Origin of the sequence: Yokenella regensburgei ATCC 49455 (genome assembly GCF_000735455.1) — a bacterium.
In the GTDB taxonomy this organism is placed as follows: Bacteria; Pseudomonadota; Gammaproteobacteria; order Enterobacterales; family Enterobacteriaceae; genus Yokenella; species Yokenella regensburgei.
Window position 1 is genome coordinate 1 of the sequence record NZ_JMPS01000075.1, and the last position, 6763, is coordinate 6763.

A 6763-nucleotide genomic window follows, 5' to 3' on the forward strand; every position below is an offset into this window, starting at 1 on the left:
GGCGCTCTCGCTCGTTGCGGAGCGCGCCCCAACGCTGACGTCGTTCGTCAGCGAGATGCTTCACGCCCCGCTGCTGGATAAACAGGCCGAATGGTGTGAAATCTTCGAGCGCGGGCGCGCCACCTCGCTGATGCTGTTTGAGCACGTCCACGCCGAGTCACGCGATCGCGGCCAGGCGATGGTCGACCTGATGGCGCAGTACGAGCAGGCCGGGTTACAGCTGAGCTGCCGTGAGCTGCCGGACCACCTGCCGCTGTATCTTGAGTACCTCAGCATTCTGCCACCGGCCGACGCCCGCGAAGGCCTGCAGAACGTGGCGCCGATCCTGGCGCTGATTGGCGGGCGGCTGAAGCAGCGCCAGAGCGAGTATTACCAACTGTTCGACGCCCTGCTGGCGCTGGCAAACAGCCCGCTCAGTAGTGACAGTGTCACTAAACAGGTGGCGGGTGAAACGCGCGACGACACCCGCCAGGCGCTGGATGCGGTCTGGGAAGAAGAACAGGTGAAGTTTATCGAAGATAACGCCACCGCCTGCGACAGCTCCCCGCTGCAAAACTATCAACGACGCTTTAGCCAGGACGTCGCCCCGCAGTACGTCGACGTCAGTGCCGGAGGCCCGAAATGATCCAGTATATCAACGTCTTTTTTTACGATATCTACCCCTATCTGTGCGGTACGGTATTCATCCTTGGCAGCTGGCTACGCTACGACTACGGCCAGTACACCTGGCGCGCGTCGTCGAGCCAGATGCTCGATAAGCGCGGGATGGTGCTTTGGTCGAACCTGTTCCACGTGGGGATCCTGGGGGTGTTCTTCGGGCACTTCTTCGGCATGCTGACCCCGCACTGGATGTACGAATCGTTTCTGCCGATTTCGGTGAAGCAGCAGATGGCGATGATCCTCGGCGGCGCTTGTGGGGTGATGACGCTGGTCGGTGGCGCAGGTTTGCTGGTGCGTCGGCTGTTCAACCCGCGTATTCGCGCGACCTCAAGCACGGCGGATATCCTCATCCTCAGCATTCTGCTTATTCAGTGTATTCTCGGGCTCTCGACCATTCCGTTCTCGGCGCAGCATCCGGACGGCAGTGAGATGATGAAACTGGTGGGCTGGGCGCAGGCGGTGGTCACGTTCCAGGGCGGCGCATCGGGCCATCTTGACGGCGTTGCGTTTGTGTATCGCGTACATCTGGTGCTGGGAATGACCATCTTCCTGCTGTTCCCGTTCACCCGTCTGGTGCACGTCTGGAGCGCGCCGGTGGAGTACATCACCCGCCGCTATCAGGTGGTGCGTTCACGGCGTTAATTCCACGCCAGGCCGGGTGGCGACAACGCCTTACCCGGCCTGTCATTCAGACTATTTCCCCGCCTCCGGGTGAGTATCAAACGCCGCCATCACCGCCGCCAGCTCGGCAACGCTGAAGCCGTTTTTCGGGTCGTCCACGCCCAGGCCAAAGCGGGTCTGCATCACTTCATACAGCGCATCGACGTCAGGCAGGTCAATTTTCTCCAGCACCCGGTTATTCTCCCAGTGGGTGAAATGGAAGTTGGTCAGCGTCATCTTGCCGCCATCCGGAAGATGACGACACATCAGCAGATGGTGGCGGAAATGCGACTGCGGCCAGTGCGCTGACCAGAAGTTCCCCATCACGTAGTCGTTGAAATACTGCTTCGCCAGATCGAACTGATACATTGACTGCCAGTGCTCATGGTGGCTGAACTGCAGCGTCCAGTCATTGCCTTCATTGAGCAGACGGTAGACGCCGTGCGGCGTCTCCTGCGGCACTTCCGCCAGCAGGCGAATCGGCGCGGTCAGCGTCTGTCCACCAAAGCCGACATCGGCAATCCAGCGCTCTCCGGCAATCTCGACCAGCAGCAGACGGTGCGTGCGCGGCGGCATCTGCGGCGGGTTCGCCAGAATCACGCGGCCCAGCACGCTCTGAACGTTGAAGCCAATCTCACGCAGCGCACGCTCAAACAGACCGTTTTGCTCAAAGCAGTAGCCGCCGCGACGGGCGGTCAGCAACTTATCTTCAAGCGCAGCGTCATCAAGGTGAATTTCGCGGGGGAGCAAAACGTCCAGGTTTTCAAAGGGAATAGCGCCGTTGTGCAGCAAATGCAGTTTACGCAGCGTTTCAATGGTGGCTGTTGCAGTTTCCGTCCAGCCCAGACGGGTAAAATAGGCAGTTAAAAACGGGCTCATCAGAGTCTCCTGCGGTCGATGTCCTCTTTTTATAACGCATTTTTTCCCCGGCAACGGTGAATTTGTGCGATATGCTAATTGATAGCACATTTCCCCAGCAGGAGCCGCTATGAGTCGTTTTGTTCCCGTAGAGTTAAAACATGCCAGCCGGTTGTTGAATCATGGCCCGACGGTGCTTATCACCACCCGCGATGAGCATATTGACCGGCGCAACGTGATGGCGGCAGCGTGGTCGATGCCGGTGGAATTTGAACCGCCGCGCATCGCCATTGTGGTGGATAAAAGCACCTGGTCGCGCGAGCTCATCGAACGTACCGGCAAGTTTGGCATTGTTATCCCCGGCGTCGCGGCCGCAAGCTGGACCTACGCCGTCGGCAGCGTCAGCGGGCGTGAAGAGGACAAATTTAACGCCTATGGTATCCCCGTGGTGCACGGTCCACAGCTGGGTTTGCCGCTGATTGAAGAGAAATGTCTGGCGTGGATGGAGTGTCGTCTGCTGCCCGCAACGGCGGCGCAGGAGAAATATGACACCCTGTTTGGCGAAGTGGTCTCGGCGGCCGCTGACGAAAAGGCGTTTGTCGCCGGGCGCTGGCAGTTTGACGGCGATACGCGCAACACCCTGCATCATCTCGGCGCAGGCACTTTCGCCAGCACCGGCAGGCTGGTGCGGGCGAATATCAGTTCAGACTAACCGATAAAAAGTGACGGTGTCACAATGATTAGTATTTGATATCACGTGCCTTTTCGCGTCCGTTTTGCTTCATCTGACGCTTATCCTGACGACATTCGTGATTGCTTTGATTGTTGTTCGACATACAGGTGTGTTTGACGTCTCTCGCCTGATCGCGGGTATCCTGACGGGTGTCACGCGCCTGCTGGCGTTGACGCCCCTGTTCGGTCGCGTAAGCGCTCGTGGCGCACAAGGAGGTGAGTAACAACGCAATGAATGCAGATTTAATGTTCATAGTAACCACTCAATCAATACCGTCTGGACAAATTATAGCGAAAAAAAGGCCCGAGGAGATTCGGGCCAAGTATCATTCATACTAACTTTCGTGTGCCTGATTAACTGCCTGGTCAGTGTAACAACACCACCTTCCCGGCCGACAGCACGAGTTTGTTCAATTCTGGATATTGCGCCTGGCGGCACGCTACATGCTGTAACCCGGTTTTTTAATCAACGTCTCCATCTGCGGCGCAATCTCGCGCTCCCAGACCTGCTGCCAGTCGGCTTCCTGCACCTGATTGAGGGCAATGCTCACCGAGCGGTCTTTGCTGTTCAGGTGGCGCACGATCACTTCGGTAATCTCCGCCGCCAGCGCCTCTTTTTGCTCATCGTTCAGATCGCGGGGAAAACATTTAATGTCGATATGTGGCATTGCAGGGCTCCGGTTATGATGTTGTTTTGCAGTGAACATTACCCTATCACAGCGCCCACCGCGCCGTTATCCGTTTGTGCTCCGCGTGTAGCCATTACGCGCTAACACCTCCTGCAGCTCGGGGCGTTCACCCACGCTTTGCGCAATGGCGTAGAGCTTCGGGGTATGCGTTTGAAACCACGCCTCACGCGGCCCCCAGTGATAAATCACCACCAGATACGCATCGAACAGCGTCAGTTGCTCACCAAAGCTGTACGGCGTCAGGCTCAGCTGGCTCTCAAGCCACTGATAGAGGGAGTTTCGGTAGGCAAGGCAGTTCGCTTTCAGCTCGTCAGCGCCCTTTTCCGTCCAGCGTTCCGGGTAGTCGGCATAGGTAAAAGTGGGATACACGTTAGCCACAAACCACGCCAGCAGGCGCTGAAACTGCCGCCGCTGCGGCGTATCAACAGGCGGTGCCAGTTCCGGACACTCATCGAGGATCATCAGCGCAATGGCGGCGGTTTCGGTCATGATGCTGCCGTCGGTCATTTTCACGGTCGGCACCTGACACAACGGGTTAAGCGCGGCGAGGGAATCATTCTGCGGGCCGGGGCGGTCGAATCCATCCACATCAACGAAACGGTACGGGATCTTCGCCATGGTCAGCATCACTTCAGCAATTGCTGAACCCCAGCCGGGTACACCATACAAGGTCATCATCGTCTGACTCCGACGGTAAAAAATAAAGTATAGGCCGGGTTATGCCTTCTTACCGTTAGCAACCTATTGATTTTCAATTCTGGTCGTCACGGTGCGTTACGTGTAGGATGCTGCGCGGCGCGGATTTTATCTCAACCTCAGAATGATGAGAAAAACCGCCCATTGGTTGAATAAGACAGGAATAACAGGACATTACATGAGCACAAAACACCAGGATGCGGCGGAGCAGCATGCTGCCAGACGCCGCTGGCTAAATTCCCAGGAATCCGGCTACCACAAGGCGATGGGCAACCGTCAGGTGCAGATGATCGCCATCGGCGGCGCTATCGGCACCGGTCTGTTCCTCGGCGCGGGCGCCCGTTTACAGATGGCGGGGCCGTCGCTGGCTATCGTCTATCTGGTCTGCGGTATCTTCTCATTCTTCATTTTACGCGCGCTGGGCGAACTGGTTTTGCATCGCCCTTCCAGCGGCAGCTTCGTCTCCTACGCCCGCGAGTTTCTGGGTGAAAAAGCGGCCTACGTTGCCGGTTGGATGTACTTCATCAACTGGGCGATGACCGGGATCGTCGATATCACCGCCGTGGCGCTGTACATGCACTACTGGGGCGCGTTTGGCGACGTACCGCAGTGGGTCTTTGCGCTTGGCGCGCTGGCGATTGTCGGCACCATGAATATGATTGGCGTGAAGTGGTTCGCCGAAATGGAGTTCTGGTTCGCGCTGGTCAAAGTTCTGGCTATCGTGGTGTTTCTCGTCGTGGGTACCGTTTTCCTCGGCAGCGGTAAACCGCTTGATGGCAACACCACCGGCTTCCACCTGATAACCGATAACGGCGGTTTCTTCCCGCACGGCCTGCTGCCTGCGCTGGTGCTGATCCAGGGCGTGGTCTTTGCCTTTGCCTCGATTGAGCTGGTCGGCACCGCCGCCGGTGAATGCAAAGATCCGCAGACCATGGTGCCGAAGGCCATCAACAGCGTTATCTGGCGTATCGGCCTGTTCTACGTCGGCTCCGTCGTGCTGCTGGTGCTGCTGCTGCCGTGGAACGCCTATCAGGCAGGACAAAGCCCGTTTGTCACCTTCTTCAGCAAGCTTGGCGTGCCGTACATCGGCAGCATTATGAATATCGTGGTGCTGACCGCCGCCCTCTCCAGCCTGAACTCCGGCCTGTACTGCACCGGACGTATTCTGCGTTCAATGTCGATGGGCGGGTCTGCGCCGCACTTCATGTCGAAGATGAGCCGTCAGCATGTGCCTTACGCAGGCATTCTGGCAACGCTTGCGGTGTACGTGGTTGGGGTATTCCTCAACTACCTGGTGCCGTCGCAGGTGTTTGAAATTGTGCTCAACTTTGCCTCTCTGGGCATTATTGCCTCCTGGGCCTTTATCATGGTGTGCCAGATGCGCCTGCGTAAGGCTATCAAGGAAGGTAAAACGGCTGACGTCAGCTTCAAACTGCCTGGCGCACCGTTCACCTCGTGGCTGACGCTGCTGTTCCTGCTGGCGGTACTGGTGCTGATGGCGTTCGACTACCCGAACGGCACCTGGACCATCGCCTCGCTGCCGCTGATTGGCATTATGCTGATCGCCGGTTGGTTTGGCGTGCGTAAACGCGTGCATGAGATCCACAGCGCCGCGCCCGGTAAGCACTAAGCATAAAAAAGCCCGGCCGTTCGGCCGGGCAATGTGCATAAGCGATACTACGTTATTATTAGAATGTCTTCTTAAAGTTCAGCATCAGCCCCTTGTCGCTGACCCCGTCCTCCTTCCAGTGATAGGCATCAAGCTGCAGTGCGCTATCTTTGCCGCTGTATTTCACGCCGGTGGTCGCCAGGTGGTTCACCCCGCCGCCGGTCTGACCGTCGTCAATCGCAAAGCGCTGGTTACCCGCACCCGCCACCGTGGCGCTGCGCTGGCTCTTCGCGTAGCTCAGGTTCGGCCCGCCTTCCAGCGTCGCCGTCGCGCTCCAGCCGTCTTTACCCGCATAGTCCACCTTCATGCCAACGATGCTGTCCACCGCCGTTTCGCTGCCGCTGTTCATGTTCAGGTTGAAGTCGCCCGCATTGCGTTCCTGGTAGCCATCTTCCAGGGTATGGCGCAGCTTCACGCCCGCATACGGGGTGACCGTCAGCGCTTCGCTCAGTTCGAATTTCTTCGCCCCTTCGCTGCGGAACTCCAGGTACTGCTGCTTCGCGCTGCTGTCCGCCGATTTGCTGACGTCGCCGTAGGCCACCGAGCGGTTGCTGTCGAGGTTGTGCACGTCGTAGCGCAGGCCGTTGTTCCAGCTCATGCCGTTTTCAAACGCCATCTGGTGCTTCAGGCCAAAGAACTGGCTGTAGCCGCCGGTGATGCCGTTGTTACCGGCACTCTGGCTGCCGTTGCCGTCGAGGCGCGCAATACCGTACTCCATGGTCAGGTTCTGGCTGCCGGTCAAATCCAGCGTCTGGCGCAGGGCCAGCATGTCGTAGTCGGTGTTTTTGTCGAGCTGCGC

Annotated in this window: 9 protein-coding genes; 4 read left to right on the forward strand and 5 right to left on the reverse strand. The window is 58.1% G+C overall.

The window, feature by feature from the left end; translation table 11 throughout:
- Together narW and narI are read left to right on the forward strand one after the other, a co-directional pair.
- Positions 1-625 (forward strand): nitrate reductase molybdenum cofactor assembly chaperone (gene narW / locus GYRE_RS19315; RefSeq protein WP_038257647.1); only part of this gene is annotated, 625 nt, incomplete at its 5' end.
- Positions 622-1302 (forward strand): respiratory nitrate reductase subunit gamma, encoded by a 681-nt coding sequence (gene narI / locus GYRE_RS19320; RefSeq protein WP_038257649.1) that lies wholly within the window; start codon positions 622-624, stop codon positions 1300-1302. The genes narW and narI, both read left to right, overlap by 4 nt.
- Before the next feature lie 51 nt (positions 1303-1353).
- On the opposite strand, the gene nhoA is transcribed toward narI, so the two are convergent.
- On the reverse strand, positions 1354-2199 hold the full coding sequence (gene nhoA / locus GYRE_RS19325) for an N-hydroxyarylamine O-acetyltransferase (RefSeq protein ID WP_038257651.1): 846 nt from the start codon (positions 2197-2199) through the stop codon (positions 1354-1356).
- A 109-nt stretch (positions 2200-2308) separates the two neighbouring features.
- Between nhoA and GYRE_RS19330 the strand changes: the two genes are divergently transcribed.
- Entirely contained in the window at positions 2309-2890 is a 582-nt protein-coding gene (locus GYRE_RS19330) for a flavin reductase family protein (protein ID WP_038257653.1), read from the forward strand.
- Positions 2891-2918: 28 nt separating this feature from the next.
- Here GYRE_RS19330 and GYRE_RS19335 read toward each other — a convergent pair whose 3' ends face one another.
- The 3 genes from GYRE_RS19335 to GYRE_RS19345 all read right to left on the reverse strand — a co-directional run bounded on the left by GYRE_RS19335 (position 2919) and on the right by GYRE_RS19345 (position 4277).
- Positions 2919-3164, reverse strand: a complete 246-nt coding sequence (locus GYRE_RS19335) for a hypothetical protein (RefSeq protein ID WP_006819906.1) — start codon at positions 3162-3164, stop codon at positions 2919-2921.
- A 186-nt stretch (positions 3165-3350) separates the two neighbouring features.
- Complete coding sequence (pptA, locus tag GYRE_RS19340) at positions 3351-3578, reverse strand: tautomerase PptA (protein WP_006819905.1); 228 nt, start codon at positions 3576-3578, stop codon at positions 3351-3353.
- Between the two features lie 66 nt (positions 3579-3644).
- Positions 3645-4277 (reverse strand): glutathione S-transferase family protein, encoded by a 633-nt coding sequence (locus tag GYRE_RS19345; protein ID WP_038257655.1) that lies wholly within the window; start codon positions 4275-4277, stop codon positions 3645-3647.
- A gap of 196 nt (positions 4278-4473) precedes the next feature.
- On the opposite strand from GYRE_RS19345, the gene ansP reads away from it, so the two are divergent.
- Positions 4474-5925 (forward strand): L-asparagine permease, encoded by a 1452-nt coding sequence (gene ansP / locus GYRE_RS19350; protein WP_038257657.1) that lies wholly within the window; start codon positions 4474-4476, stop codon positions 5923-5925.
- A gap of 58 nt (positions 5926-5983) precedes the next feature.
- On the opposite strand, the gene GYRE_RS19355 is transcribed toward ansP, so the two are convergent.
- Positions 5984-6763: autotransporter outer membrane beta-barrel domain-containing protein (locus GYRE_RS19355; RefSeq protein WP_038257659.1), on the reverse strand; the 780-nt coding region annotated here is incomplete at its 5' end.